Below are 23,095 nucleotides of genomic sequence, written 5' to 3' on the forward strand. Positions count from 1 at the left end.
ATGGGGAGGATATGCAAATATGAGCCGCAAGGTTCTGTTGATCGAGGATGAGCCCAACATCACCGAGGCGATCCGGTTTCTGCTGACACGCGAGGGGTGGCAGGTTGAAACCCATGCCGAGGGAACGGATGCGGTGCAGGTGATTCTGTCCGCGCGGCCCAATCTGGTGATTCTGGATGTGATGTTGCCGGGAAAAAGCGGGATGGATGTGCTGCGTGATCTGCGCGAACATGATGATATGAAGGCGTTGCCGGTTTTGATGCTGACCGCGCGCGGGCAATCCCGGGATCGTGAAATGGCCGAACAGGCAGGGGTCAGCCGATTCATGACCAAGCCGTTTTCGAACACCGAAGTCCTGACAGCGGTGCGCGACCTGCATGCGCAGGCGTCTCAGTTATGAGCTCCGCGGGCGACGGCAAAGATCGGCCCTCGCCAGTTCGTCCGTCCCTGTTTCTGGAACGGCAAAGCTATCGTCGGCGCAGGCTGGCGGATGCAGCGCGGCTGCTGCCGTTTCTAGGTGCCGCAATGCTCGCGCTGCCGCTTCTATGGCCGGATGATAGCGCAGGCGCCGAGGCTCTGTCGCTATCGACGGCCATGTTCTACATCTTTGCGTGCTGGGGTGTTCTGATCCTGATCAGCGTGATCTTCGGCTTCGTCGCCAAACGCATGACCGCGCGCGAGACTGCCGAGCCCGAGGCCGAGACATGGCAACCCTGAATGTCCTGATTCTGGTCTGTCTGGGCTATGTGGTTCTTCTGTTCGGTGTCGCCTTCGCAGCGGACCGGCTGGCTGCGCGTGGCGGCGGGAAATGGTTGCGTTCCCCGCTGATCTACACCCTGTCACTGTCGATCTATTGCACTGCATGGACGTTTTATGGCGCGGTTGGCAACGCCGCGCGTTCTGGGCTTGAATTCGTAACCATCTATCTGGGTCCTACACTGGTGATGATCAGTTGGTGGTGGGGCCTGCGCAAACTCGTGCGCATCGGACGCAGCCAGCGCGTGACGTCGATCGCTGACCTGATCTCGTCACGATACGGCAAGTCCAACACACTGGCGGTCTGCGTGACCATTCTGGCGGTGTTGGGCGGCACGCCTTATATCGCGCTGCAATTGCAGTCGATCACGCTGTCCTTTTCGATCTTTGCCGAGGCCGATCCCTCAGGTCTCTATCGCGAAGGCTCTAGCGTGTTCTGGGTCGCGGCGGGCTTGGCCGTCTTTGCGATCCTCTTCGGGACGCGCAATCTGGATGCCAATGAGCGCCACCACGGCGTTGTTACCGCTATTGCGTTGGAATCTGTGGTGAAACTCTTCGCCCTTCTGGCCGTTGGCATCTTTGTTGTCTGGGGCGTCGCTGGCGGCTTGGGGCCGATGATGGATCAGATCGATGCCTCGGAAATTGGCCAATGGCATGTGGATGCCGGGCGCTGGACCACTTTCATTTTCCTTTCGGCGGCGGCCTTTGTCTGCTTGCCGCGGATGTTTCAGGTCATGGTGGTCGAGAATGACGATGAGAGCCACCTGCGCACCGCCGCCTGGGCCTTTCCGCTCTACCTGCTGCTGATGAGCTTGTTTGTCGTGCCCATCGCCGTCGTTGGGTTGGACCTGATGCCCGAAGGCTCGAACCCCGACCTGTTTGTGCTGACCGTGCCGCTGTCGCAGGGCAATGACTGGTTGGCGATGCTGTCGTTCATCGGCGGGTTTTCCTCGGCCACATCAATGGTGATCGTTACAGCGATGGCGCTGTCAACCATGGTTTCGAACCATGTGGTCATGCCGATCTGGCTAAATACGCAGGAAGGCACCGCGTCGGTCTCTGGTGATGTGCGAACAGTCGTGCTGATGGCGCGGCGCGTCTCGATCGCGGCGATCATGGCGTTGGGCTATTTCTACTTCCAGCTTTCGGGGGGCGGGGCTGCCCTGACCTCGATCGGGCTGGTGGCCTTTGCCGGGATTTCCCAGATTCTGCCCGCACTGGTGGGCGGCCTGTTCTGGCGCGGCGCGACCCGAACTGGGGCGTTGGTCGGGCTCAGCGTCGGGTTCTTTCTCTGGATTTACACACTGCTGCTGCCTGGCATGGGTGGCGGCATTGTCCCGGCATCGGTGATTGAAAACGGACCCTTCGGCTGGGGCTGGCTGCGCCCGCAGGCGTTGTTCGGGATCGAAGGGATCGACCCGATGGTGCATACGGTCATGTGGTCGCTGTCGCTGAATACAATCGCCTTCTGTGTCGCCTCGATGCTCAGCTTCCCCAGCCCGCTGGAACGCCTTCAGGGTGCGCAATTCGTAAATGTATTTGACCATTCGGTTTCAGCCCGTGGCTGGACCGGTTCGGTGGCGCAAAGCGAAGACCTGATGATCATGACCCAGCGGATTCTGGGCACTATTCCCGCGCAAGAGTTCTTTCAAGCCGAAGCCGAGCGCCAGAATGGTCGCCCCGGACGACTGCCCGAGCCTACGCCGCAGTTTCTGGAACGGCTGGAACGCGAACTCAGCGGCTCGGTCGGGGCCGCAACCGCCCATGCGATGATCGGTCAGATCGTTGGCGGGGCGTCTGTGTCTGTCGAAGACCTGTTGGCCGTTGCCGACGAATCTGCGCAGATGTTGGAATATTCCAGCCAGCTTGAGGCGAAATCGACTGAGCTCAGCCGCACAGCGCGGCAATTGCGCGAGGCGAATGCCAAGCTTACGCAAGTCTCGAAACAGAAAGACGCGTTTCTTAGCCAGGTCAGCCACGAATTGCGCACGCCCATGACCTCGATTCGGGCGTTTTCTGAAATTATGCGCGACACCGATGGCCTCAGCGCCGAGGAACAAATCCGTTATGCTGCGATCATACATGATGAATCGCTGCGTCTGACCCGGCTACTGGATGATCTGCTCGACCTTAGCGTGCTGGAAAGCGGCCAGGTTAGCCTGAACATGGGCGAAGCCACCCTAAGCGAAGTTCTGGACCGCGCCGTTTCAAGCGCGCTGGCGGGCAGTGATCGAAAGATTGGCGTACGGCGGGTGCGCGCAAGTGAACGTATCCCGCTGCACACGGATCTCGACCGGCTGGGGCAGGTGTTCATCAACCTGATTTCCAACGCCCAGAAATATTGCGACGCCATTGAACCGGTGCTGACCATCTCGGCCCATGATGTCGGCGGGCAAGTGGTAATCGATTTCATCGACAACGGTGGTGGTATCCCGGCCGAGGCGCAATCGATGGTATTCGAAAAATTTGCCCGCGTCGGCTCGGACAAGGCAGGCGGGGCAGGGTTGGGGCTGGCGATCTGCCGAGAGATTATGCAGCGCTTGGGCGGCGAAGTTGCCTATCTGCCGGGGCAGGGAGGGGCGGCCTTCCGCGTCAGCCTTCCGCTGGCTTTTCGTCAGGCCGCGCAATGAGGGCGTCATAAAGACATTCGTAACCTCCGCCGGGTTAGACAAATTGTCATCGCATCGACAAACGGCGGAACGGGGCCATGACCACATCAGCACTGGCACGAAAGCTTTCAGCGGGGCAATGCGGTGCCGACACGCCCCGCTCGGTCCTGCGCGCCTTGCGGCTGGGGTTGGCACGCGCCTCCGGCGAAAGCATGGGGCTCGCGCTGTCGGTCATCGGGGCAAAGCAGGCCGTACGCGCGCAGGAAGATATAGCCGACTGGCTGAATGAGGGGTGGCTGATGCTGCTGTTTACCTCGGATCAGGGCGGCCTGGCTGCGGCCTGTCTGGACCCGGGTTGCGTCTCTGCCATCGTCCAGCAGCAAACGATTGCCATGGTCACCTCTGACCCACCACCCGAGCGTGCGTTTACCGACACCGACGCTGCCATGGTCGCCCCTCTGATCGAGGATATGCTGAGCCGGGCTCTGAAACTGGTTGAGTCCCCGGCAGACATGGCCAGCCTGTCCGGGTATGAGTTCACCTCACGCGCCGAAGGTCGGCGCGCACTGAACCTGGCGCTGGTGGATGAGGTCTATCGCATGTTTGATCTGACGGTCGAACTTGCCGGTGGTCCGCGTCAGGGCGAGGTCAGTATCCTGCTGCCCGAGCACCCGCTCTCGGATCAGGAACAGGTTGCGGATATCACCCAATCGGGGGTGAATCTGGATCAGGCATCCGGGGTAATTCGGGCTGAGCTGAACACCGTGATCTGCCGCCTGTCTTTGCCGTTGACAGCGCTTTCGGAATTGTCCGTCGGGGATGTCCTGCCGCTGCAGGGCGCGCGGGTGGATCGGGTTGAAGTTCTGTCAATCGATCATGCCCGAACCGCCATCGGACGTCTGGGTCAGTGCGGCGGAATGCGTGCGGTACGGATCAACGAACAAGGCCCTCCTACTGCGTTGCCCGCCAAGGACTGCGCCGGATTTCTGGCCAGCAAATCAAGCTTGACGCCCTCAGCCCCGGATGACGAGATGTCGTCCCCGCTTGATGACGATATTGTAGCGCATGATCTGACGACCGAGGATTCCCTCCTGGAACCCGACGACTTGTTGCCTGCCAGTTCCGAACAGCGTGTCACGGAAATCTCGCACCTCGCCGGTCTGCCAGCGCCCGAAGGCAATGGCCGCGATTAAGAGGCTTATCCGCGCCCTCGCAGCTGTTCCAATGCCGGGCGTAACCCGTCGAGCGCATAGCCCGCTTTTCCGGTCGCATCGAGGATTTCATCCGTGCTTAGCCGATCGCACTGTCCCAGCGCCCAGATCACCGAGCATCGTGTGCCAGAGGCGCAATAGGCCAGAACCGGCCCGCTGCAGCTTTCGGCCAGATCGCGTTGCAGCGCCACGTTTTCCGGTGTCATCGTCTGGTGTGTCAACTCCAGAACCTCATATTCCATCCCGGCCTCGCGAACGGCTTGACCGATGGCGTCTGACTGCTGATCCGGCGGAACTTCGGTATTGGGACGGTTGCAGATCACCTTGACGAAACCGGCCTCGGCAATGGCTGGCACGTCCTCCACCGAGATCTGAGGTGAGACGGCGTAGCGGGGGGTTATCGGTCGAATCTCCATGGCAATTGCTTAGGCTGCGTCGGCGATCCTGTCCAGTTGCGCACCCAGCTTTGGTGCCGCAAACATGCCCGCGATCATCGCAATCAGGAACACAATCCCGCCAACGCCCCCATATCCAAGCGAGGCCATCGCCGGGCCCGGGCACAAACCCGCCAATCCCCAACCGACGCCGAACAGGACCGACCCGACGATCAGACGGCGATCCAGTTCAACACGGGGCGGGGCGGGGAACTGTCCGCCCACTACAGGGATCCTGTTCCGTGTCAATCGCCACGCCACCAGCATCGGCAGGATCGCCCCGCCCATGACAAAGGCGAGCGTCGGGTCCCAATTGCCGAACACATCCAGCCACCCCTGCACCTTGGTGGTGTCGGTCATGCCTGAGATCAAAAGCCCGATGCCGAACAGCGATCCGGCGAGAAAAGCAAACACTGAGCGCATTAGATCACCCCCAAAGCATGGCGAAACAGCGCAACCGTCAGACCACCTGCAAGAATGTAGAACACCGTTGCGACGATCCCGCGCAACGAGAAGCGAGAAATCCCACAAACGCCGTGACCCGACGTGCAGCCATTGGCGATCCGTGTTCCAGCCCCCACCAGCAGCCCAGCAAGGATCACGATCGCCAGATCCGGGGTCAAATGGGTCTCGGCCTGCGGCGCAATCGATGGGCGCAGCAATAAGGGCATCCCGACCAAGCCAGCGACGAAAGCCAGGCGTTCCGTTAATACGCTCCGGTCGCTGCGTTCCAGCAGTCCGCCCAATATGCCGCTCGCCCCCATGATCCGCCCATTACACAGCAGATAAACGCTGGCACCCAGCCCGATCAGCAGACCACCAGCCAGACCCGAAATCCATTCGATATTCATTGTCTCGTCTGCCCTCGTATCAAAGCTTATTGACTGGGATTTTCATGAAAACGTCGCCCTGCTCATCCGCTGGTGGCATCTGACCGGCCCGCATGTTGACCTGCAGCGAGGGCAAAATCAGGCGCGGCATCGCAAGGGTTGCATCCCGCGCATCGCGCATCTCGACAAATTCTTCGACGCTGCGGCCCTGACCGATATGAACGTTCAGCGCCTTCTGTTCGCCAACCGTGGTCTCCCACGCGTATTCATCGCGACCAGGCGCTTTGTAATCATGGCCTACAAAAATCCGCGTCTCGTCAGGCAGAGACAGGATTTTCTGGATCGAGGCATACAGGTCCGCCGATGACCCGCCGGGAAAATCGCATCGGGCAGTTCCGAAATCCGGCATGAACAGCGTATCGCCCACAAACGCCGCATCGCCGATCACATAGGTCATGCAGGCGGGCGTGTGGCCTGGCGTGTGCAAAACGTCCCCGCGCATCTGGCCGATGTGAAAGCTGGACCCTTCGGCAAACAGTGCATCGAACTGGCTGCCATCACGCTGAAACTCGGTGCCTTCGTTGAAGACCTTGCCGAACGTGTCCTGAACGACCACGATATTCTCGCCAATCCCGATCTGACCACCCAGCTTTTCCTGTAGGTAAGGGGCTGCTGACAGGTGGTCGGCATGGACATGGCTTTCCAGAATCCATTCCACCTTCAGTCCCTGTGCCGTCACATAGTCGACAATCTGGTCGGCCGAGCTGGTGTCGGTCCGCCCCGAGGCGTGATCGAAATCCAGTACACTGTCGATGATGGCGCAGGCCTGCCCCTGAGGTTCCTGCACAACGTATGAGACGGTGAAGGTCTGCGGGTCGAAAAAAGCTTTCACACTGGGCGTCATGGGTTCCTCCGTTCAGCTTGTATACATATAACAATAGTGGAATATGTTTAAAGCCCCTAATCACGAGTTGATGTCTGTCAAAGCAATCTCCGCAATTTGAGCGTATGCTTTAGGCGACCATGGACATATTGACGGTTTTTTGCCTGACTAGGCAAGAATTCGCGATGTTTTGTTCCGGTCTCGTGCTCGTCTTAAACTCGTTACCTATATCAGGCACATTGGCACCATATGGGAGGAAGGAAATGACTGCTCAGGATCTTTTTACCGAAGCGGAACGGCTTGAACAAAAGCTGAATGGTGCGTGTCTTGAGACCCGGCTAGAGCTTCAGCCACATGTCAGCATGGTTCTGGATAAAATGCGCGCGCAGGGGGTTCATATCCCATCGCGCTTGCGTCGGCTGGATGCTGCGCTATGCGAAGACGTGCTTGAGGCGCGGTTCGACAATATGCCGATCTGATCGATCTGGTTATCCCAGCGAAATGCCCAGGATAACCATCATCAGCCCAAGTACCGACAGGAAAAGCGACGCCAGATTCCAAGGCAGAACACCCTGAACTACAGCGCGCAACTCGTCATCCGTCAGGTTGGCTTTGCGCGCTTTCATCACTTGCAGGATGCACCAGACCAGACCGACCAGCCCGGCCACAGACAGGGCGGCCCCGCCCCAGACGATAATGTCGAACATGGTTGTTTACGCTCACCCTTTGAATCCGTGACCGCGCTTATCGGATCGGCGCAGGTCAGACAAGCCCACCGTGCAGAATGCACGCTTGCGGTCGGGTCGGTGCCGATGTATCCGGCACCTTATTTTCAGCCCTTGGGAGAGACGCAGATGGAAGACATCACCGAAGATCAGGCCGCAGCCAACTACCGAGTGACCGCAGGCGAGCTGCGCCAGTTCGTCGAACGGTTCGAGCGTCTTGAGGCCGAAAAGAAAGACATCGCTGACCAGCAGAAAGAGGTCATGGCCGAGGCCAAGGCCCGCGGCTACGACACCAAGGTCATGCGCAAGGTCGTCGCTCTTCGCAAGCGCGACAAGGACGACATCGCCGAGGAAGAGGCGGTACTGGAAATGTACAAGGAAGCGCTGGGCATGTAGCGTCGGCCGCTCACGGATTCAAGAAACGGATATCTGGCATGGTCTGCAGCCGTGCCAGATCCTGCTCATAAAGCTCGGTAAAGGCGGTAACGATATCTTCGTTCCAGCCAGGCAGCTCCACCTCTTCTTCGATTTCATCCGTCAGTGCATGCTGCTGAAACACCTGCGCCAGCCTGCCCCTGAGCACGGGATCATTGGGGGCCGCTTGATGCTCTAACAAGCTCTGAATCTCCTGTTTACCCATGTCTGAGACAAGTGAGGACAGCAGCGCGTATTCCTGTTCCAGCGGCGTGTCCTCGGGTAGCCCTACAAGTGCGCGCGCAATGTCGCCGCAGATCAGCGGCGAATCCTCATTGCTCCACAAAGTGATTTTGACATCTGGCGCTAGGTCGCGAATGTCTTCGATCATGGCGAGCCAACTCAGGCAACTCAGATCGGTGGTGGCAATGATATGCTCGCGCTCAGGCGCCGACAGCAGCATCAGCACCTTGGGAATAAAGCTGCCGGGATTACGTAGCCCCACGAATAGCTCAACCGTCGAATCGCTGAACAGATTATCCAGATAGGCCAACCTTTGACCGGCATTCGCGTAAAATTGCCCATCCATGATGATGGAAGGTCGCTCCCCCAGGTAAAGCGCGCTCGACAAGATCGCCCGGTCAACCTGCTGCCCGTTGGGGAACAGTTTATGAAATCGCGCCAGTGTATCCTGATGTGATGGCCGGTCGGCAGAGGGTTTCAGCGCAGGTCGAAAGATCTTTCTGAACGGACGAAGCCCCCAGAAGGCAGTATGATTTCCCGCAACCAGATCCGCATTCACCTGCAGTAGATTGAGCAGGTGATCATGGTCGGTAAAGTGCGCTCCGGCTTGGATGACCATCTGCATATCGGAATTGTCCTCACCTCGGTCGGGATCGCCGCTTGGGTTACAACCTGTCCCCGGTGCAGTCAAATTCGGATGAGGCCTGTTATTACTGTTATCCTAAGGCAAACCAGCACAAAGTTAAGATGACCCGAAATTTCGGGCTTGCAGTCCCTGTTCCGAGATATTAATCGACACCCAGTGCCCCTATAGCTCAGCTGGTAGAGCAACTGATTTGTAATCAGTAGGTCCGCGGTTCGAGTCCGTGTGGGGGCACCATCACCATCTTATTGATATTGCTGATCGATTCAGGATCAGGGTGCTCGGCTTGCCGCCCGTGAGATAGCTACACGGCTCCCATACGGCTCCCTATGATCTGAAGTGCAACCAGATTGGAGTAACCGCGCGCGCATTGAAAACCCGGTTACTCCAATCTGGCAGAGCCAAAATAGCCAGAGAAAAAAAGAGCAATTGATTTGCAGAGGGGCCAAGTCTGCCAGCGGCTCAGTACATGCTGGGTTTGTTTCCAGCGCTACCAGCCATAACCTGTGACGGAAGCGGGCAGAGCCAGAAAAACCAGAGAGTTCCAGCTCAAACAATTCAGACCCTAGCTTCAGTTGAGAGGGGCTGTGAGGTGGAGGTGGCTTCAGTTCAGCTTAGCGCTGGCCATACCCGGTTTCCCTTAGGCACCTTTGTTGCAGGCGCTGTAGTGGTGCTGACGCGTTGCGGCTTGCCCTATCTCGTTGTCAGGACCAACAGCAAAGTGAGCGGGTTGGTCGGTCGGTTAGCCACAGCTGTACGAATTGCGGTGAGCGCTCACATCGTTCTTAGGATTTCCCCGTGTGTATGCGTCCATTGCTGATGAGTGCCCCGGGGGTCAAAACTTTGTACGTGCCCTACGGATACTATCCCTCACACTGGATAATTCTCGCGCAGGTTTCTGAGTTTCTGATCCACGAGACAGCGGTGCTTACGTTACAGTTTTGGCGGATTTTCCATCCAGTCTGCGGTGTTTCGTTGAAAGTCCACCACCGTATCAATGAACTCAGGAAAGATGCCTATTTGATCTGGGAATTGTTCTTTGGTTTTGCCTAGGAAGTGTAATCTCATAAAGAACTGTTCATAGAGCAGATTTGCGCGCGTAACCCTTGTTACGTCGCTAGGTTGCAAGAGATCGAATTTAGGCAATAAGGCTCTGTAAACATGGTTTAAGGGACGAATAGGCAAAGCTGGCACAGTGTCTGGATGTTTCGGCCTGTCTTCGATGTTTTGGGCATTGCTTCTTAGCTGCGCAGCCAGAGTTTTGATTTCTGCATCCAAAGCTTGTTTCATGCTTTGAGCCGCGTTCTCAGCTTCAGATTGGCGTTGAGCACGCGCCTGTTTCCCCTGCACGATCATTGTAAAGATAACGCCTGTGAAACCGAGTGCTGCGGCGATTAGGGTCTGGAAGTCTTTTGTGACATCGTACCAAGTTTGTACTGTTGCTTCAGCCGGTGGCGCAGCAAGTGCAAGGGTTGGGAAAATAAGCATGAATACAAAGACTGCTCTCATTTGCTTTTAGCCTTCACTGTTTGACGAAAAATTTGAGATCACCTTGAAATTGCAAAGTTTCAACAAAATTCTCTTTATATCAATATGACACGAGAGGCAGAAAAAGGATCGACGCACTGCTACGTGAAGACGAAAAACAAAGTTTGCAGCAGAAAATCGACGACGGGGAGATCAAAACTGCGGACGAATTGCAGACGTGGATATGGCGTCGCGGATGGAGACTGCGCCTGACCGAGCGTGTTTCAAAGAATGGACGTTATATTTTGATTGTTAGTCCGGGGGTCTGGCGAGGGTTTCAGATTGAAGCATCTTTCGATTTTGGTTCATTCAAATTTCAACAGCCCGGAATATGGATTTATGCCCTTTTGGCTAGGTCAGCAGAAAGAAAGGCGTGTTACGTGGGTCAGTCGAAGGCTGTGATGCGGCGAATGGCCGAACACGCAAAGCGTACACGCGACGAGCGCGCATCAGGTGCATTTTTTCATTGGTCAGAGACGCATGGAGCGAAGGTAAACGTGGCGCTGTTGGAGTTGTGTAGGCAAGCGGCCACAAAGGGCGAAACGGCTCGATACGCCACTATGCTTGAGGGCGCTTGGCTCAAGGCCGCGATAGATGCTGGGTACCAAGCGCCAGATGTTCAAAACTGGGGGCGACTTCCTAGCTCATCCGCGCGTGTACGATCGTTTTGTGAAGCGCGGATTTGGGGTGCAGCAAAGCCATTTGATGATGTGGTTCAGCAATCTCCGCCGCTAAAGCGGTTCTGGCTGGGGCCTGTTGAAGAATAGAATTTGGAAACCCCGCCCTTGGTTCATGTCAGATTCTAGCGGCACTTGGCTTTATGATGCAGGTCTCCAATGCGGCCCAGTCAGCTCCGCAATCTCTTGGCCATAGGTTCCACCGCCTAACTTAGCCTAACCAGCAGCAGTCTATCAGGAATCGTGGTTGTTGCGGAAATGCAGGTTCGAAGCGATTGTATAAACCGAGGCAAAGAAAAGGATTATGAATGACTGCTGAAAGGCAAATGTGGGTTGAGGCAGGACGGCGCGAATGTGATCGTGTCAAACGTCTTCATGCAAAAGCAAAATCCGAGGGTAAAACATCTTCCTCAACATACTCTCGTGAACGCGCTACGAAGCCATGGACATGGTCACGTATTGGTCCTGGCCCGCTCTATGACTTCGACGATCAGATGATCCAATCTGTACATGTTTTTGATTACGATCTGAAAGATGAAGGCTTCGTTGGGTTTCTCAAAGATGCCGCACAACTGCATATTTGCAGAGCAAAAGGTAGCGATTTTTGGAATATGCTCGATTTGAAGGAGGTCTCTTACGACCAATTCATTCAGAAAGATGGTATTCGCAGAGCGCAAGAGTTTGAGGGTCGCCGATATGAGTATTCCCCCGCAGAATTAGAGGGATTCTGGCGCATGTTTATCCGAACAAGAGTTTATTTACAGGGTGCATACGACACTTATCTTGAGCGCGAGACTGAGCCGCTCGATCATGTGAAAATGGCTTCGGAGATTGGTCTGTGAACTTTATTTCTGTGGATGTTGAAACGGCCAACTGGGACGTGTCGTCTATTTGTCAGGTTGGTTGGGCTGTGGTGGAAGACGGTGTGATTTCGAAAAGCGACTCGATGTTAATCGATCCGCAGACGTACTTTGACCCGTTCAACGTAAGTATTCACGGCATAACCGCAGATATGGTTGCAGGAGCGCCAACCTTTGAGGAAGTCCGACGTAAGTTCAAATCTCTAATGAATAGTATGCCGGTTATCAGCTACGGATTGTTTGACAGGGCTGCATTTGATTTGGCTGACGACGGCAATTCCCAAACTTCATTCGTGTCAGAAACTGTGTGGGTCAATGGGCAGAGAATTGTGCGTCGCGCTTGGCCTGAGCATTTTGGAAAACGCTATCGCTTGGGATACGTTGCTGAAGTGTTAGGTCTAGAACTTGTGGCCCATGATGCGGGAAGCGACGCATTAGTATTGGCGCAGGCAATTTTACTTGCAGCTGACAAACTGCAAATGACGTTTCCAGAACTGTTGGTTCGCGCAGATCAACGGCTGACACCCAGAAGCTACAAGCCGTTGAAGATGGAGGGAAGCGAAGACGGGCCCTTGTCTGGGCATTCGGTTTGCTTCACCGGTTCCTTGAGCTTGGTCCGTAGAGAGGCCGCGGAACTGGTTAACAACCTCGGTGCAGCAGTAACAAACGGCGTGACAAGAAAGACGACCATATTAGTCGTCGGCACGCAAGACTCGCCTTTCGTGGTGGACGAAAAAAGCAGCAAGCACAGGCGGGCTGAAGAGTTAATCAATGAGGGATATGGCGTCGAAATACTGTCCGAAGATCAATTTCTGAAAATCCTCGCCGCAAACTGAAAGCAAATCTGGGACCCAAAAGCACCTAATACAGCCGCCTCTTTTTGTCGAATGGGTACCGCTTTGACGGGCCTTTTCGGTTTTGGCCAATGTGGTGTTAGTCCGCATTCGAGCGACCTAACCGCTTTTTGTTTACCGCCAACGTAGTGCCAAGAAAATGAAGCCAGAAACAAAATGATTTTGCCTAACCGACTATTCAGATATCGACCTGCATCTACAACGTTTTTGAAAACCGAAATCGAAGCAGCGGCCAAACGAAATGAGGTTTGGTGCAATACGCTCGATGCTCTCAATGACCCATTTGAAGCGCATCCGTCTCAAAAGCCGCAAAACCGGAAAGACGTGGCGGATTGGATCAAGAGCTTTCGCCGATTGCATGGCTACGTGTCGACAACGGGGCAATCTTACCACGACTTGGCGAAAGAAAAGGGGATTTCAAAATCCGAAGTCAGAAAGAAATTTGGCACGCCAACTCTCGCCGCGGATCAAGAAATTGGTACCTTTCATGAAATGTGCGAGAAAATGAGGCAGCGGGGAACATCGTGCTCTTTTTCTGAAATTGGAACTTCGGTTTCAATGTGGGCGCTCTATTGTGCAAACCACGCAGGTTACTGCCAAATTTGGAAAAAACGACCTCAAGGAAAGGCGAAGCATCTGCACAATGCTCAGGGATTAGGGTTTGTTGTACCCGTCAACTATCAGCGAGAACGGCCAAACCTCTCTGTGACCGAACTGTCCAATATGATCGCTTGCTCTTCATTTCCGGAGGACGATGGTTTTTTGGATCATTATCAGGCGGAGCAATCCACTGCAAAGTTCGGAGGCATCAAATCAGACGAATGGAAGCGCGAGGCAGAGTGGCGGCTAATATCTTTCGATAATAAAGGGTCTGGGTATCTCCACATGGGTGACTACACCTTTGAAGGAGTAGTTTTGGGAATAAACTGCGCGAAAGAAGTTGAAGAGGTACTAGATGCTTCCCTCGGCAGCGATTGGCCAGTTTTAAAGGCGACAAAAAGCCAAAAGGACTTTGCCATCGAATTCAACCTAACACCCCACTCTGACTGAGTTTTAGATCACTATTGCCAATGTGAGTTGAGTTCGAATCCGCCGTGAAAGTCTAGGAGGCATCGACCTGTTCAGTTACGCGCACTTCTTGCCCCTCTTGGCCTTCTGATCCATGTAACCCTTCAGCCCTTTCCTGAAGGCTTCACTGTCACGCGGCTGCTGGTGCCACTTGTCATTGGCAGACATGTGTTTGTGTACCTGCAATCCATGCGCACTGCCCATTTTGCCCGCATAGAACTCACGCACCTTTTCAAAGGTATTCAGGTTCCGGTGCGAGGTGCTGCCTTTGTAATTCTCACCGCGTCGGGCGATCTCAAGAACGTCTGTCAGCATCTGATCCAGCGGCGACTGCACAGAGGCCACAGGCTGGCGATCCAGCATCTTGTGGTAGCACAGCGCCATGTCCCGAATGATGTCATGGGCGGCGACAACGTGAGGCATCAGCTCATTCAGACACATCTCAATGTCACGCTGAGCTTGCGCATACTCATATTCAGCAACCGCATCCAGCGCAGCCTTGGCTGCCTGCTGTGCTTCGGTGTGAGCCTCTTTGGCTTTGTCCAGCATGTCACGCAGTACAATCACTTTGCTCAGCTCGTCTGCGCGGCGCTTTGAGGCTGCGTCTACATCCTTCAGATCAAGGCTTGTGACTTTGGATGCGTCTTTGGCAGACTTGAGCTTCACCTCCACTTCAGTGACTTGCAGGTCCGCATCGGCCACGGCTTTGACTGCGGCGTCATAGGCGGCAGTCAGCGTTTGATATTCACTTGGCATTATTCTTCCTCCCATGTGCCGCGCGACACTGTGTTGTTCTGACGCATTCCGTCTGCGTCACCTGTTCCAAAGGTGCGACGAAAGTAGGAAGTCACGATTTCACGCGCATTCTGGCTGTGGACCGTGTTGTTCATCGACCGATAGTCTTGGCTTTCCATCACGCCCTGAATGAACTGAGCCTCACTGTCTCCACTGGCGACCAGCTGTTGAAACGTCTTCATCATTTCCTCATCCCTCTTGTGTCCCTGCCGCCGAATGGAGCGTGAGGGCTCACAATGCGCTGCTGCGGCAAAGCAGGCTCACGCTTTAATCCCCTCTCAGGCACTTTGATGTGTTCGGGTTTCAGAAGTGTCTTCGGAGTTTCCTCCTTAACGGGTACGTGTTTTTGGGCCATTGGTTTTCCCCGGTGTGAGCTTGCGTTTCGGTGTGTACTTATTGCGCTTCGATCTTTCTTTTTGACTGAGGCGCTCAGTCTCCGCTTTGCGGGCTTCAGCTTCGATGTGACGTGGGCGTTCATGATGTTTTACTGAGCAACCGCACTTGGGTGCCGCCCCCGCCTCACTGGGCTTGTTCTCAGCCAATACGCTGGCCGCAGGAGGCGAGGGTGGCTCTTCCAGTTTAAGCGGCTGGAAGGTGGTTTCTCTGAGCTTCTCAGGCCGCTGTGGCTTGGGATCAGGGCCGTGATTGGGTGGGGTCTCAATCCGGCGCATACGATCCTCATGGATCAGCTGCTCATTGAAGCTCTTGGCTTCTGTTGCCTTGCCATTGATTAGGGGTTTTTGCCGGCGTCCACGCCAAAGGTCCAAGCTACTCATCGCTGACATGATCTATGGTTCTCGCTTCCAGCATCTGCCGCAGCTTTTCATTCTCCTCACGCAGCTCATCCATCTCAGTCCGCTTGCCGTCCAAGTTGACGTTCACGCCGTCACCGAGATTGATTTCAATGCCAAGCGGCTGACCGCCGTTGATGTCCTGCTGGTGTTTCTCCTCTGGAAAGCCAGCACGGTTGCTCAGAGCCTCAAACCCTTTCACCACAGCCATCAGGTTGGATTTGGGGTGATGTATCTTCTGAACCATGACACCCAGTACACCGGGCAGCACATCGCGGAACCGATTGGTCATTAGGGTGTCGAAGTACCTGATGCCAGCCTCACTGTTACGCCAGCGATAGACAGAGCTGCGATGAACGCCGAGATGGTCGGCAATCTCGTCAATGTTCGTGCCGTTGGCCATCATCTCAATGGCAGTCATCTGGTTGGGAGTAAGCTCGGAGACAGGTTCTAAATCGCTCATGTGCGACAAATACCAGATATAGACAAAAAACCTGAAGTGATAACGACTTAGCCCAAAATGTAGTTGATAGTTCCATTCTAAATGGGCAGTATGGGGTTGGCTAAATCCACACACAGTATGAAACCGGCGGCATTGGTGTGTCTGCTGCGCTGTGAAAGTGGAAAAATGAAGGACATTCGAAGGGAAGCTGCGGAACGTGCGCAATTCTTCAACACACTTGCTGGCCTTGAGGCTGTAGCCAAACCCTACAAACCGGATGAAGACCCTGCTGTCACCGCTGCGCGTGATGCAGTGCGCGGGGGCATAACAACCGCCAACTTGGTGAAGTATGCCAACTGGCACAAATACGTTGGCCTGCCTGACAACACGGTCAAAGTCTACAAGCCAGACGGCAAGATCGTGCACGGCTTTAAGGTAGCCAAGAACAGGTTCTCTACTGAGCTGGCGCTCTACATGTACTGCTGGTTTCTGATCGGTCTGTCTCAGCAGGAGGCGGCGTGAGTCATGCGGAGGTCATATCGTCGCCCATCGTGGGCCACCTTGGACGCTCTGCGCCGTGCGCAGGCTCCTGAGCCGGAGAAGCGTCGGGGCAACGCCAACAGCCCCGACACCAAAAGCGCCACTCATCAGGAAGAACGTAGCACCCCCAAAGGTACTACGCCTGTTGGCCATGACAAGTCTTCCGATACGGAGGATTTGCTGTGAGGTATACCAATCTGACGCCCGATGAACGGGACCAGCTGAGCAACCGTGCGGTGGAAGTCTGCATCGCAATCCTTGGCCCGCCCAATCAGAATTACTCAGGCAATCCACGCTGGGGCCGGAAGGGATCAAAAGTGCTGCTGCCTCATGGGGTGCTGCACGATCACAGCGAAGGTGAAACATTCAACATGGTTGATCTTGTGGTCGATCATGTCGGCGGTAACTTCGCTGCGGCTAAGGATTGGATACGGGGTTTCCTTGGCGATCCACCTTCATCTGCCCCAGCGCCTGTTGTGCCGCTCACGCCTCCAACCGAAGTCTGGCCAGCCGTAGCCAGACGGGTATGGGAAAGCTCAGCCCGTGGCCCTGCCGTGGGCCGCTATCTGCGCAGCCGTGGCATCACGCTAGATTCGCGGTACGTGGCTCTGAGGGCCAACACCAAGGCCAAGGCTATTGTGGCCCTCTACGAGCTGCCTGATGGCTCCCCTTCGACTGTTCAGAAAATCTACCCGCACCTGCCGGGGGTCAAACCCTTCGTCAAAGGAGGCCAGCACAAAGGCTCCGCCTGTCGGGTGGGGCGCAAAGTCAAAAGGAATGGTCAGAAGCTGTGCGTTGTTGGTGAGGGCATTGAGAATGCTCTGTCGTTTGCGCAGCTGCACACCGCTGAGCTGTCAGGCTTTGACGTGACGATCTGGGCAGCGGGTCACTCAGGCAATCTCCCTAACTGGAACCACGGCGAACCGGATCAGCTGTTCATTGCTGCTGATGGTGATCGGGCTGGTTTAAAGAAAGCAGAAGAACTGAAGGAGAAGTTCCCCGGTTCTGAAGTTTTTAAGCCGGATCAAGGAGGTGCGGATTGGAATGACGTGCTGATGGGGGAGACAGTATGAATATAGAGTTCGGCGAAACCAACCCCATTGTGTTTGATCCGTTTGGCTCTCCTATTCAGGTGCCATTCCCGGTGGGATTGCTTAGCCGATGGCCTGAGATGGAAGACACAATCATGGCCAAGGCTGAGATGATTGGCGGTGATGTGGGTGGGGTGTTTTCATCCCACCTCGCCGCCACCAGCGCAGCGATGGACAAGAGGCGCGGCGTAGAAACCAAGCGGCGTGGTTCGCATGTCATGTCACCCACAATCTGGATGACCATTCTGGGCGAGGCCAGCGCAAACAAGTCATCAACCAACAAGACAGGTTGGTGGCCGCACTTCGCAATCCAGAAGGGGATTGAACTGAAGTACAAGGGTGATTTGGAAAAATGGGAGGTGATGAATGACAATAAGGATAAGCCTCCCTCCAAGTTCCAGATGTATACGTCTGCCAACACCTTTGAAGCTGTCTTCCAGCACGTTGAAACCATGCTTGGTTCTGGTGCCATTCTGCGTGATGAGTTGATCGGCTGGATTTCTGGGTTCAACCAGTATCGGGGTGGCAATGGCGATGATCGTCAGAACTATCTTGAGCTGTGGAATGGCAGCGAAGTCACCAGACACACCAAGACGCATGGCCATTTGCACTTGGCTTTTGGTGCCGTGTCAGTGGCTGGCACCATGCAAACAGATGTCCTTATGACCAAGCGCGAGATGTTCAATCCTGATGGCTTCCTGCCTCGTATGCTTTTGTCGCCCATCTCAGCGATGGAGACTGACAGCGATATTGAGGTCAAAGCCGATGGGTATGATGAGCTGATTAAGCGCCTGTTTGCGGATCGTTGCGACCCAATGGCAAAGCCTCACTTCACGCTGACAGATGATGCCTATGAACTTGGCCAAACGCTGCGCTCATACCAATCAGCGCAAGCCAGTGACACAACGGGCGGTGATCTGTTTACGCAGTTCAGCGGCAAAGCTCAGTCTCAGATTTGGCGCATCGCTGTGGTGTTGCACAGTTGGGATGTCATGTGCGGGAATGCGTCTGACCCTGATCGCATCGGCTTGGATTGCCTAATGGCAGCAATGAACCTGTGGGAACGGTACTACCGTGAGAACGCACGATGGCTGTCATACAGGGCAATGGAAGTGGAAGGTGAGAAGGTCAAGCGCTTTGGCGACATGGTGAAGACAATGGGCAGATACATTGTCACCAAGGAGCTGGCTGAGTTCACATATGGCGACATGACAACCAACGTGCGCCTGTGCCGAGGCGCAGCCAAGGCAGGGCGCAAAGACTTGGTGGAACGCGCGCTGCACGCCCTCTCGCTCTATGGATGGATATGGGGCGCAGACAATCGGTATGCGGTCAATCCAGAGGTTCACACCTCGTATGCGCATGTCCGTGAGCGCTGGGTCAAGGAGAACGCAGATGTCCGCGCCATGATCGGTGAGGATAGCGCCGCACCCCGCCCATCTGACACATCTGCTTGTGCGCGCGAAGAGAGTGAGTGGGATTAATATAAAAAGAAGGAAAAAACCTATCCCCTCGCGCGTAAGCAGATATGTCAGATAGAACCAAGGCCAGCTGCGCGTGAGATATGCCTCGCGCGCAAGCTACTTTCCCGATGTTTTGAGAATATTTTCTCAGCGGCGATAGATTAAGACGCCGCTGATGTGATTTGATTTTGGCCAGAAAGATGACGCGAAAGGGCGTCAAGTGCCTCTCGCCGCTCTATCATGAGGTCATAACGGTCATAAATTCCATGTACTCCACCCTCGCTGTGATTGAGCAATGCCTTCCTCACATGCGCTGGTATTCCGAGCTTGCTCATCATGGTTGTGCAGGTTCTTCTGATGTCGTGAAGCCTCCAATCAGAGACACCTGACAGCTGGTCAATTCTCCGCTTAGCCTTTGAAAAACCAGAGAAAGCTGTGTCTTTGTTTCCAACCACGTATTCGCCATCCCGAGGCAGGGTACTGAGCAGAGCCATGACAGCTGGAACCAGTGGAACCACCAGCACGTTGTCATTCTTGGTGTCTTCAATGGTCCACTCACAGCGTTCAAAGTCGATGTCACTCCACTTCATGTTGGCCACTTCAGTGCGACGCGCGCAGGTGTAAAAGAGCAGGCGCACCAGAAGCATGATTGCTGTCTTGTCACCACAGTTCAGAATGTCTGAGACTTCTTGGTCTGACAGGACACGCTCACGCGCACGAGGTTGCACAGGTCCTTCTTCACCGATCAGAACATTCTCTTTGATCCAGCGCTGGGGCCTTGCCCTACAGAAACTGAGGAAAGCCGAGTAATACCGGAACAGTGCAGAGGCTCTGGCTTGTCTGCCAGCTTTCTCATGCGGGGTGACTACGGCGTCCACATGTACTGCTGTCAGCTCAGTGATCTTTCTATGACCATGCGCCTCAGTCAAAAGAAGCAGGGCGCGCCGCTGTTCTTCTATGTAGCGAGGAGACATGCCAGCCCCGTTGCGCTTCTTCTTTACCTTCAGATGAGAGAGATACAGCTCAACAGCTTCAGACACTGTAGGAACGCCCTCAGCCGCCGCCTGCGGGTCTTCACCCCTGTGCAGAGCCATGCGCACCTCAGCGGTCCTCTGGCGGGCCTCAGAGAGCGTCATGCCGGGATATTCACCCAGCTTCATCTTTCTGCGCTTAGGGCCTTGCGCATAGGCCAGTGTCCATGTGCGTGAGCCATTCTTGTTCACACGCAACATCAGCCCTTGGCTGTCACGATGATCGCCCACTGGTAAGGTCTTCAGCTCTTTAGAAACTAACGCCACGGCTCCTTCACGGCTCCCTATTCTATATACCTTCATCAACCAAGATATGTGAAGGAGTAAAGAATATCCATAGAAACAAGGAATAACTATACCTTAGTCAACTGCAGTCTAAGTAGGGTCACAGTATTTGTAATCAGTAGGTCCGCGGTTCGAGTCCGTGTGGGGGCACCATCTCTTCAGATATCTATGTATATTTGCTCGATCTGGCTCGCGACCTATGTGGTCTTGGGGGAAACATAGGGGAACAAAAGACTCAGAAGTCGCGCTTTATTGTGCGTCAAATCTTACTGTGATGCTCCGCGCTCATCGCCCGTTTTCTACAATTAGTACGCGGCCATCCAATGTCGGGGTTTACCAGGAACCCGGCACCCGCAACCATCGGAAACCAGCAAATATCGTATTAAGCGCTCGACCCTTAGTCTTCTTTATTAAGTTTTGATTAATCTCAAATCAAACAGACGCTGATATCTTGTACGCTAGACGCGCCAGAGCCACTTACTCAGATAACTATTTGGTATTTGAGAGGCAATCGAGATGAACAAAGCACTGTTAACCTGTGCGCTTGCGACCTCACTGCTCTTGGCTGCTTGCGGGGCTCCGACGACGCCAACTCAGGCGCAGGTACAGCAAGACGCTCGCTGCGCTGCGGGAATCCTTGGTGGCGCTGCCCTTGGGGGAGTGGTTGGAAATCGGTTCGGTGGCGGTACAGGCAAGACACTCGCGACTGCAGCAGGTGCAGGCGCTGGGATGTATGCAGGGCAATCAGCATGCAATTGATAACCTTGCAATAAACCCTCTTACCCCACGCTCGTTTTTGGCTCCGCAATTATTGGTTCCGCAGGTCATTTAGTTGCCCTGTCTGGCGGTTGCGCGCCTAGCTTCCTAGATGTGCCAAATTCAAGGTCAACTGGCTCAGCAGCAATCCCCTTACTGCGTCGTTTCTCGCCGATGGGGTTCGCGGGTCGGAACTGACAAAGCATAACCGTCATGGGGCAGGTTATAAGGGCCTTGCCCGTTCGCGCGGTATCCTTCGATTGATTGTTATCCAATCACGGCTCGGCTGGGCGTGCTTGCTCGGGGCGCACTTCGTCATCTGCCACTTCGTCCGAAGGCTTCAAAGACAAGGGCGGGTCTTCGGGCTCTTCCGAGATTGGGGCAGGGGCGGCAGGAGTTTTGGCCAAAACCTCTTCGGGTCCCGGGACTGCGCGCGCGGTTGGGGCGGTGTCCTCTTCGACGAGTTCGGGCTGTTCAGGTTTTTCCAACGCCAGAGCCCGGCGGAAAACCAACACGTTGCGCCAGTTGGTGGTTGACCCGGTCAGCCCCGAACGTTCTTCGCTGGGCAGCAATTCGGCGCGCTGATACTCCCAGCCATCCTGTCCCATCTGGTTCAGCAGTTGCTCGATCGAGGTGGCAAACCGGCCCTCGGGCGTTTTCACGCCCTTCGCCTTGGTGCCCTTTTGCGGAGCGGGGACAACTTTGTATTCGTAGCGCTGCATCAACTGGTCCTGATTGCCGTGTCGGGGCAAATTAACATTTTGACAGGCGGGCGAAAGCCAAGATCGCGCATTGGCGAATTTCGGCCCGCACTGTGGCCTTAGCTCCGCGCTGCTTTGCCTACGAGTGACAAGCAGGTTTCTGTAGCGACTGCCATGTCCTGCACCGAAATCCACTCTAGCGGTCCGTGAATACACTGCATACCCGTGAAGATATTAGGTGTCGGTGTGCCAAATTCGGTCAGGCGCGAGCCGTCGGTGCCACCCCGGATCGGCACCGAGACCGGCTCGATCCCTTGTTCACGGCAGGCCTCGCGGGCCAGATCAACCGGCGTCATGTCATTTTCCAGCCAATAGCGCATGTTGCGATACTGATGGGAGATGTCGCAGGTGATGGTCGCACGCGGGTCGGTGGCCTGTACGGCGGCGCAGACTTGTCGGACGATCTCGCGCTGGGCTTCCAGCGCATCCATCTCGAAATCGCGCAGGATCAGTTTTATCTCCATCTCGGACGAGCCGCCGTTCATATCGGTGACATGGATGAACCCCTGGCGCCCATCCGTCACCTCGGGCGTCATCGTTGCCTGAGGTAGGGTCTGCACGATCTTTGCAGCCAGATGTGCCGCGTTTACCATTTTGTCCTTGGCCAGTCCCGGGTGGATCGACACGCCGGTGATCTTAATCACCGCTCGGTCGGCCGAGAAGCTTTCGTATTCGATTTCACCCAGTTCCTGCCCGTCCAGCGTATAGGCGAAATCCGCGCCCAGATCTTTGGGCAGCTGTTCGGTAACACCGCGTCCGATCTCTTCATCCGGGGTAAAGGCGATGCGAATCGGACCATGGTGCAGGTCCTTGTTCTCAAGCAGGTGTCGCGCCATCGTCATCAGGATCGAAACGCCCGCCTTGTCATCAGCCCCCAGTAGCGTGGTGCCTGAGGCGGTTATCAGGTCATGCCCGATCTTCTCGGCCAGATAGGGGTGTTCTTCGGGCGAAAGCACCAGATCGGGGTCATCGGGGAATGTAATTTCGCCGCCATTATACCCCTTGATCACCCGCGGCTTGACCCCGGTTGCGTTGAACTGAGGCGCGGTGTCGACATGCGCCAGAAACCCGATGGTCGGTCCTTCGGCCGTACCGGGGATGGTTGCCACCACGACGCTGTCACCAGTCATCTCAACATCCTGCGCACCGATTTCGGTAAGCTCTTGCTTCAGCAGGTTCAGCATGTCGAACTGGATTTCGGTGCTGGGGGTCGATGGCGAGGTCTCATCGCTCTGGCTGTCGATGGCGGCATAGCGCACCAGCCGGGTTTCCAGTTCCTGATCGAAACGATTTTTCATAGATGCTCACCTCTCTGACTTGGCGAGATGAGAATGCGCATTCAGGCGGGGAGTCAAGCCGATGGCTTGCCCGATTTGAGCGCTCTGAAATTAAGTTTTCGTTATGTA

29 protein-coding genes and 1 tRNA gene are annotated in these 23,095 nt (G+C 55.4%); 16 read left to right on the forward strand and 14 right to left on the reverse strand.

Going from position 1 to position 23,095, the window contains the following annotated elements; translation table 11 throughout:
- Window positions 1-19: 19 nt before the first annotated feature.
- The 4 genes from ACR0AH_RS12720 (at window position 20) to ACR0AH_RS12735 (ending at window position 4,558) form a co-directional block, all read left to right on the forward strand.
- Window positions 20-400, forward strand: coding sequence for a response regulator transcription factor (locus ACR0AH_RS12720; RefSeq protein ID WP_170397172.1), 381 nt, complete (start codon window positions 20-22; stop codon window positions 398-400).
- Window positions 397-717, forward strand: coding sequence for a hypothetical protein (locus ACR0AH_RS12725; protein ID WP_170397170.1), 321 nt, complete (start codon window positions 397-399; stop codon window positions 715-717). The genes ACR0AH_RS12720 and ACR0AH_RS12725 overlap by 4 nt, the downstream gene beginning before the upstream one ends.
- Window positions 705-3,386 (forward strand): ATP-binding protein, encoded by a 2,682-nt coding sequence (locus ACR0AH_RS12730; RefSeq protein ID WP_170397168.1) that lies wholly within the window; start codon window positions 705-707, stop codon window positions 3,384-3,386. The genes ACR0AH_RS12725 and ACR0AH_RS12730 overlap by 13 nt, the downstream gene beginning before the upstream one ends.
- A gap of 77 nt (window positions 3,387-3,463) precedes the next feature.
- The gene (locus ACR0AH_RS12735) at window positions 3,464-4,558 is read left to right on the forward strand and encodes a FliM/FliN family flagellar motor C-terminal domain-containing protein (protein ID WP_480592188.1); all 1,095 of its coding nucleotides are present in this window, start codon (window positions 3,464-3,466) and stop codon (window positions 4,556-4,558) included.
- A gap of 5 nt (window positions 4,559-4,563) precedes the next feature.
- Here ACR0AH_RS12735 and ACR0AH_RS12740 read toward each other — a convergent pair whose 3' ends face one another.
- From ACR0AH_RS12740 to ACR0AH_RS12755, 4 genes are read right to left on the reverse strand one after another with little or no spacing between them, the layout of a single operon-like run.
- A complete protein-coding gene (locus tag ACR0AH_RS12740; RefSeq protein WP_170511514.1) occupies window positions 4,564-4,992 on the reverse strand; it encodes a TIGR01244 family sulfur transferase in 429 nt (142 codons plus the stop codon).
- 9 nt (window positions 4,993-5,001) lie between these two features.
- The gene (locus ACR0AH_RS12745; RefSeq protein ID WP_480437537.1) at window positions 5,002-5,433 is read right to left on the reverse strand and encodes a DUF6691 family protein; all 432 of its coding nucleotides are present in this window, start codon (window positions 5,431-5,433) and stop codon (window positions 5,002-5,004) included.
- Window positions 5,433-5,861 (reverse strand): YeeE/YedE family protein, encoded by a 429-nt coding sequence (locus ACR0AH_RS12750; RefSeq protein WP_480592190.1) that lies wholly within the window; start codon window positions 5,859-5,861, stop codon window positions 5,433-5,435. Before ACR0AH_RS12750 ends, ACR0AH_RS12745 begins: the two co-directional genes overlap by 1 nt.
- A gap of 19 nt (window positions 5,862-5,880) precedes the next feature.
- Window positions 5,881-6,744, reverse strand: a complete 864-nt coding sequence (locus ACR0AH_RS12755; protein WP_170397158.1) for an MBL fold metallo-hydrolase — start codon at window positions 6,742-6,744, stop codon at window positions 5,881-5,883.
- Window positions 6,745-6,986: 242 nt separating this feature from the next.
- Here ACR0AH_RS12755 and ACR0AH_RS12760 point away from each other — a divergent pair, with 242 nt between their 5' ends.
- Window positions 6,987-7,202, forward strand: a complete 216-nt coding sequence (locus tag ACR0AH_RS12760) for a hypothetical protein (RefSeq protein WP_170397156.1) — start codon at window positions 6,987-6,989, stop codon at window positions 7,200-7,202.
- 9 nt (window positions 7,203-7,211) lie between these two features.
- Here ACR0AH_RS12760 and ACR0AH_RS12765 read toward each other — a convergent pair whose 3' ends face one another.
- Window positions 7,212-7,430 (reverse strand): hypothetical protein, encoded by a 219-nt coding sequence (locus tag ACR0AH_RS12765; RefSeq protein WP_480592192.1) that lies wholly within the window; start codon window positions 7,428-7,430, stop codon window positions 7,212-7,214.
- 147 nt (window positions 7,431-7,577) lie between these two features.
- Here ACR0AH_RS12765 and ACR0AH_RS12770 point away from each other — a divergent pair, with 147 nt between their 5' ends.
- Window positions 7,578-7,844: a DUF2312 domain-containing protein gene (locus tag ACR0AH_RS12770; RefSeq protein WP_170397751.1), complete on the forward strand. Its 267-nt coding sequence runs from the start codon at window positions 7,578-7,580 to the stop codon at window positions 7,842-7,844.
- A gap of 10 nt (window positions 7,845-7,854) precedes the next feature.
- Here the strand turns inward: ACR0AH_RS12770 and ACR0AH_RS12775 are convergent, their stop codons facing one another.
- Window positions 7,855-8,730, reverse strand: a complete 876-nt coding sequence (locus ACR0AH_RS12775) for a hypothetical protein (RefSeq protein ID WP_170733218.1) — start codon at window positions 8,728-8,730, stop codon at window positions 7,855-7,857.
- Window positions 8,731-8,909: 179 nt separating this feature from the next.
- Here ACR0AH_RS12775 and ACR0AH_RS12780 point away from each other — a divergent pair.
- Window positions 8,910-8,985, forward strand: a tRNA-Thr gene (locus tag ACR0AH_RS12780).
- A 696-nt stretch (window positions 8,986-9,681) separates the two neighbouring features.
- Here ACR0AH_RS12780 and ACR0AH_RS12785 read toward each other — a convergent pair.
- Window positions 9,682-10,257: a hypothetical protein gene (locus ACR0AH_RS12785; protein WP_480592194.1), complete on the reverse strand. Its 576-nt coding sequence runs from the start codon at window positions 10,255-10,257 to the stop codon at window positions 9,682-9,684.
- Between the two features lie 143 nt (window positions 10,258-10,400).
- On the opposite strand from ACR0AH_RS12785, the gene ACR0AH_RS12790 reads away from it, so the two are divergent.
- The 4 genes from ACR0AH_RS12790 to ACR0AH_RS12805 all read left to right on the forward strand — a co-directional run bounded on the left by ACR0AH_RS12790 (window position 10,401) and on the right by ACR0AH_RS12805 (window position 13,716).
- Complete coding sequence (locus tag ACR0AH_RS12790) at window positions 10,401-11,042, forward strand: hypothetical protein (RefSeq protein ID WP_480592196.1); 642 nt, start codon at window positions 10,401-10,403, stop codon at window positions 11,040-11,042.
- 218 nt (window positions 11,043-11,260) lie between these two features.
- Window positions 11,261-11,794, forward strand: coding sequence for a hypothetical protein (locus ACR0AH_RS12795; protein WP_480592198.1), 534 nt, complete (start codon window positions 11,261-11,263; stop codon window positions 11,792-11,794).
- On the forward strand, window positions 11,791-12,648 hold the full coding sequence (locus ACR0AH_RS12800) for an exonuclease domain-containing protein (protein WP_480592200.1): 858 nt from the start codon (window positions 11,791-11,793) through the stop codon (window positions 12,646-12,648). Before ACR0AH_RS12795 ends, ACR0AH_RS12800 begins: the two co-directional genes overlap by 4 nt.
- 225 nt (window positions 12,649-12,873) lie before the next feature.
- Window positions 12,874-13,716: a DUF2971 domain-containing protein gene (locus tag ACR0AH_RS12805; RefSeq protein ID WP_480592202.1), complete on the forward strand. Its 843-nt coding sequence runs from the start codon at window positions 12,874-12,876 to the stop codon at window positions 13,714-13,716.
- A gap of 75 nt (window positions 13,717-13,791) precedes the next feature.
- Here the strand turns inward: ACR0AH_RS12805 and ACR0AH_RS12810 are convergent, their stop codons facing one another.
- The 4 genes from ACR0AH_RS12810 to ACR0AH_RS12825 all read right to left on the reverse strand — a co-directional run bounded on the left by ACR0AH_RS12810 (window position 13,792) and on the right by ACR0AH_RS12825 (window position 15,783).
- Window positions 13,792-14,490: a hypothetical protein gene (locus tag ACR0AH_RS12810; protein WP_480592204.1), complete on the reverse strand. Its 699-nt coding sequence runs from the start codon at window positions 14,488-14,490 to the stop codon at window positions 13,792-13,794.
- Window positions 14,490-14,714, reverse strand: a complete 225-nt coding sequence (locus ACR0AH_RS12815; RefSeq protein ID WP_480592206.1) for a hypothetical protein — start codon at window positions 14,712-14,714, stop codon at window positions 14,490-14,492. The genes ACR0AH_RS12810 and ACR0AH_RS12815 overlap by 1 nt, the downstream gene beginning before the upstream one ends.
- A 144-nt stretch (window positions 14,715-14,858) precedes the next feature.
- A complete protein-coding gene (locus ACR0AH_RS12820) occupies window positions 14,859-15,305 on the reverse strand; it encodes a hypothetical protein (protein WP_480592208.1) in 447 nt (148 codons plus the stop codon).
- Window positions 15,298-15,783 carry a phBC6A51 family helix-turn-helix protein gene (locus ACR0AH_RS12825; protein WP_480592210.1) on the reverse strand — a complete coding sequence of 162 codons (486 nt, stop codon included), beginning with the start codon at window positions 15,781-15,783 and terminating at the stop codon, window positions 15,298-15,300. Before ACR0AH_RS12825 ends, ACR0AH_RS12820 begins: the two co-directional genes overlap by 8 nt.
- Window positions 15,784-15,948: 165 nt before the next feature.
- Here ACR0AH_RS12825 and ACR0AH_RS12830 point away from each other — a divergent pair, with 165 nt between their 5' ends.
- Genes ACR0AH_RS12830 through ACR0AH_RS12845 form a run of 4 tightly spaced genes read left to right on the forward strand, consistent with a single transcriptional unit; the run spans window position 15,949 to window position 18,877 of the window.
- Window positions 15,949-16,284, forward strand: coding sequence for a hypothetical protein (locus tag ACR0AH_RS12830; RefSeq protein WP_480592212.1), 336 nt, complete (start codon window positions 15,949-15,951; stop codon window positions 16,282-16,284).
- A gap of 3 nt (window positions 16,285-16,287) precedes the next feature.
- Complete coding sequence (locus ACR0AH_RS12835) at window positions 16,288-16,488, forward strand: hypothetical protein (RefSeq protein WP_480592214.1); 201 nt, start codon at window positions 16,288-16,290, stop codon at window positions 16,486-16,488.
- Complete coding sequence (locus ACR0AH_RS12840) at window positions 16,485-17,375, forward strand: toprim domain-containing protein (RefSeq protein WP_480592216.1); 891 nt, start codon at window positions 16,485-16,487, stop codon at window positions 17,373-17,375. Before ACR0AH_RS12835 ends, ACR0AH_RS12840 begins: the two co-directional genes overlap by 4 nt.
- Complete coding sequence (locus ACR0AH_RS12845) at window positions 17,372-18,877, forward strand: DUF3987 domain-containing protein (RefSeq protein WP_480592218.1); 1,506 nt, start codon at window positions 17,372-17,374, stop codon at window positions 18,875-18,877. Before ACR0AH_RS12840 ends, ACR0AH_RS12845 begins: the two co-directional genes overlap by 4 nt.
- 140 nt (window positions 18,878-19,017) lie before the next feature.
- On the opposite strand, the gene ACR0AH_RS12850 is transcribed toward ACR0AH_RS12845, so the two are convergent.
- Entirely contained in the window at window positions 19,018-20,190 is a 1,173-nt protein-coding gene (locus ACR0AH_RS12850; protein WP_480592220.1) for a tyrosine-type recombinase/integrase, read from the reverse strand.
- A 498-nt stretch (window positions 20,191-20,688) separates the two neighbouring features.
- Here ACR0AH_RS12850 and ACR0AH_RS12855 point away from each other — a divergent pair, with 498 nt between their 5' ends.
- Entirely contained in the window at window positions 20,689-20,931 is a 243-nt protein-coding gene (locus tag ACR0AH_RS12855) for a glycine zipper 2TM domain-containing protein (protein WP_170404143.1), read from the forward strand.
- A gap of 272 nt (window positions 20,932-21,203) precedes the next feature.
- On the opposite strand, the gene ACR0AH_RS12860 is transcribed toward ACR0AH_RS12855, so the two are convergent.
- On the reverse strand, window positions 21,204-21,650 hold the full coding sequence (locus tag ACR0AH_RS12860) for a DUF4177 domain-containing protein (RefSeq protein WP_170397148.1): 447 nt from the start codon (window positions 21,648-21,650) through the stop codon (window positions 21,204-21,206).
- A gap of 98 nt (window positions 21,651-21,748) precedes the next feature.
- A complete protein-coding gene (gene pepT / locus ACR0AH_RS12865) occupies window positions 21,749-22,987 on the reverse strand; it encodes a peptidase T (RefSeq protein WP_480592222.1) in 1,239 nt (412 codons plus the stop codon).
- Between the last annotated feature and the right edge of the window lie 108 nt (window positions 22,988-23,095).

The organism is Ruegeria sp. AM5, assembly GCF_056540645.1.

Bases quoted from the DNA above. Each gene is read 5' to 3' on its own strand.
- ACR0AH_RS12720 (WP_170397172.1), top strand. From the start codon at position 20: ATGAGCCGCAAGGTTCTGTTGATCGAGGATGAGCCCAACATCACCGAG.
- ACR0AH_RS12725 (WP_170397170.1), top strand. From the start codon at position 397: ATGAGCTCCGCGGGCGACGGCAAAGATCGGCCCTCGCCAGTTCGTCCG.
- ACR0AH_RS12730 (WP_170397168.1), top strand. From the start codon at position 705: ATGGCAACCCTGAATGTCCTGATTCTGGTCTGTCTGGGCTATGTGGTT.
- ACR0AH_RS12735 (WP_480592188.1), top strand. From the start codon at position 3,464: ATGACCACATCAGCACTGGCACGAAAGCTTTCAGCGGGGCAATGCGGT.
- ACR0AH_RS12740 (WP_170511514.1), bottom strand. From the start codon at position 4,992: ATGGAGATTCGACCGATAACCCCCCGCTACGCCGTCTCACCTCAGATC.
- ACR0AH_RS12745 (WP_480437537.1), bottom strand. From the start codon at position 5,433: ATGCGCTCAGTGTTTGCTTTTCTCGCCGGATCGCTGTTCGGCATCGGG.
- ACR0AH_RS12750 (WP_480592190.1), bottom strand. From the start codon at position 5,861: ATGAATATCGAATGGATTTCGGGTCTGGCTGGTGGTCTGCTGATCGGG.
- ACR0AH_RS12755 (WP_170397158.1), bottom strand. From the start codon at position 6,744: ATGACGCCCAGTGTGAAAGCTTTTTTCGACCCGCAGACCTTCACCGTC.
- ACR0AH_RS12760 (WP_170397156.1), top strand. From the start codon at position 6,987: ATGACTGCTCAGGATCTTTTTACCGAAGCGGAACGGCTTGAACAAAAG.
- ACR0AH_RS12765 (WP_480592192.1), bottom strand. From the start codon at position 7,430: ATGTTCGACATTATCGTCTGGGGCGGGGCCGCCCTGTCTGTGGCCGGG.
- ACR0AH_RS12770 (WP_170397751.1), top strand. From the start codon at position 7,578: ATGGAAGACATCACCGAAGATCAGGCCGCAGCCAACTACCGAGTGACC.
- ACR0AH_RS12775 (WP_170733218.1), bottom strand. From the start codon at position 8,730: ATGCAGATGGTCATCCAAGCCGGAGCGCACTTTACCGACCATGATCAC.
- ACR0AH_RS12785 (WP_480592194.1), bottom strand. From the start codon at position 10,257: ATGAGAGCAGTCTTTGTATTCATGCTTATTTTCCCAACCCTTGCACTT.
- ACR0AH_RS12795 (WP_480592198.1), top strand. From the start codon at position 11,261: ATGACTGCTGAAAGGCAAATGTGGGTTGAGGCAGGACGGCGCGAATGT.
- ACR0AH_RS12810 (WP_480592204.1), bottom strand. From the start codon at position 14,490: ATGCCAAGTGAATATCAAACGCTGACTGCCGCCTATGACGCCGCAGTC.
- ACR0AH_RS12815 (WP_480592206.1), bottom strand. From the start codon at position 14,714: ATGATGAAGACGTTTCAACAGCTGGTCGCCAGTGGAGACAGTGAGGCT.
- ACR0AH_RS12820 (WP_480592208.1), bottom strand. From the start codon at position 15,305: ATGAGTAGCTTGGACCTTTGGCGTGGACGCCGGCAAAAACCCCTAATC.
- ACR0AH_RS12825 (WP_480592210.1), bottom strand. From the start codon at position 15,783: ATGAGCGATTTAGAACCTGTCTCCGAGCTTACTCCCAACCAGATGACT.
- ACR0AH_RS12830 (WP_480592212.1), top strand. From the start codon at position 15,949: ATGAAGGACATTCGAAGGGAAGCTGCGGAACGTGCGCAATTCTTCAAC.
- ACR0AH_RS12835 (WP_480592214.1), top strand. From the start codon at position 16,288: ATGCGGAGGTCATATCGTCGCCCATCGTGGGCCACCTTGGACGCTCTG.
- ACR0AH_RS12845 (WP_480592218.1), top strand. From the start codon at position 17,372: ATGAATATAGAGTTCGGCGAAACCAACCCCATTGTGTTTGATCCGTTT.
- ACR0AH_RS12850 (WP_480592220.1), bottom strand. From the start codon at position 20,190: ATGAAGGTATATAGAATAGGGAGCCGTGAAGGAGCCGTGGCGTTAGTT.
- ACR0AH_RS12855 (WP_170404143.1), top strand. From the start codon at position 20,689: ATGAACAAAGCACTGTTAACCTGTGCGCTTGCGACCTCACTGCTCTTG.
- ACR0AH_RS12860 (WP_170397148.1), bottom strand. From the start codon at position 21,650: ATGCAGCGCTACGAATACAAAGTTGTCCCCGCTCCGCAAAAGGGCACC.
- pepT (WP_480592222.1), bottom strand. From the start codon at position 22,987: ATGAAAAATCGTTTCGATCAGGAACTGGAAACCCGGCTGGTGCGCTAT.